Below are 1,775 nucleotides of genomic sequence, written 5' to 3'. Positions count from 1 at the left end.
CCTGAGCTTTCATGTCATCGGCGGAGATTCCGGCGACGGCGACGGGTTTTTTCATCGCGTCGCGGCGGAAAGGCTCGCCGAGCTCCTGGTTGATCAGGGCCTCGATCAGCGTGGTGATGCCGTTCTTCTGATCCTCGATCGCCTGATTCAGCGCCGCAGTCAGCTCGTCCTGGGTGCGGGCCACGACACCCTTCAGGCCACAGGCCTGCGCGATACCGGCGTAAGACACTTTGGTGTCCAGCTCGGTGCCGACGAAGTTGTCGTCGAACCACAGGGTCGAGTTGCGCTTTTCCGCGCCCCACTGGTAGTTGCGGAACACGATCTGGGTCACGGCGGGCCATTCCTCGCGGCCGATCGCGGTCAGTTCGTTCACCGCGATGCCAAAGGCACCGTCACCGGCAAAGCCCACGACCGGCACATCCGGGCAGCCGATCTTGGCACCAACGATGGCCGGCAGGCCATAGCCGCAGGGGCCGAACAGGCCCGGCGCCAGGTATTTGCGGCCCTCTTCAAACGATGGATAGGCGTTGCCGATGGCGCAGTTGTTGCCGATATCCGAGCTGATGATCGCCTCTTTCGGCAGGGCCGCCTGAATGGCGCGCCACGCCATGCGGGGGCTCATCCAGTCGGGCTTGGCCGCGCGGGCACGCTGGTTCCAGGTGGTGCCCGGATCGTCATCCTCGTGGGTCATCGAGGTCAGTTCCTGCGCCCAGGCCGATTTCTTCTGCGCGATGCGCTCTTTGCGCTCCTTGCGGCCTTCGTCACCGGCGGTGTCGCTCAGCTGGGCCAGAATGCCCTTTGCCACCTTGGCGGCGTCGCCGATGATGCCGACGCTGACCGCTTTGGTCAGGCCGATACGGTCAGGGTTGATGTCGACCTGGATGATCTTCGCATCCGCGGGCCAGTAGTTGATGCCATAGCCCGGCAGGGTCGAGAACGGGTTCAGACGGGTGCCGAGGCACAGGACAACATCCGCCTCGCTGATCAGCTCCATCCCGGCTTTCGAGCCGTTGTAGCCCAGCGGGCCGGCAAACAGAGGGTGGCTGCCGGGGAAGGCGTCGTTGTGCTGATAGCCCACGCAGACCGGCGCATCCAGACGCTCGGCCAGCGCCTTCGAGGCCTCGATCCCGCCCTTGGACAGCACCACGCCCGCACCGTTCAGGATCACCGGGTTCTTGGCGTTCGACAGCAGCTCGGCCGCCTGCGCCACGGCGGTTTCGCCGCCCGCAGGGCGCTCGAACTCGACGATGGCGGGCAGGTCGATATCGACCACCTGGGTCCACATGTCACGCGGGATGTTGATCTGGGCCGGGGCGCTGGCGCGCTTGGCTTTCATGATCACGCGGTTCAGAACCTCGGTGACGCGGGTCGGGTCGCGGACCTCTTCCTGATAGGCGACCATGTCCTCGAACAGCTTCATCTGCTCAACTTCCTGGAAACCGCCCTGACCGATGGTCTTGTTCGCCGCCTGCGGAGTGACCAGCAGCAGCGGCGTGTGGTTCCAGTAGGCGGTTTTCACGGCAGTCACGAAATTGGTGATGCCGGGGCCGTTCTGCGCGATCATCATCGACATCTTGCCGGTCGCACGGGTGTAGCCATCCGCCATCATCCCCGCGCTGCCTTCATGCGCACAGTCCCAGAACATGATCCCGGCCTTCGGGAACAAGTCCGAGATTGGCATCATCGCAGATCCAATGATCCCGAACGCATGCTCAATCCCGTGCATCTGCAAAACCTTAACAAAGGCCTCTTCCGTCGTCATTTTCATAAGGGTG

The 1,775-nt window shown here is 63.7% G+C and carries 1 protein-coding gene; it reads right to left on the bottom strand.

Translation table 11 applies throughout. From position 1 onward, the window contains the following. On the bottom strand, positions 1–1,768 hold a 1,768-nt coding region (gene xsc / locus I9185_RS20320), incomplete at its 3' end, for a sulfoacetaldehyde acetyltransferase (RefSeq protein WP_210093938.1). Between the last annotated feature and the right edge of the window lie 7 nt (positions 1,769–1,775).

The sequence above is a fragment of the Ruegeria sp. HKCCSP346 genome (assembly GCF_017872595.1).
Classification (GTDB): domain Bacteria; phylum Pseudomonadota; class Alphaproteobacteria; order Rhodobacterales; family Rhodobacteraceae; genus Ruegeria.
This window is presented reverse-complemented; position numbering and strand designations above follow the sequence as displayed.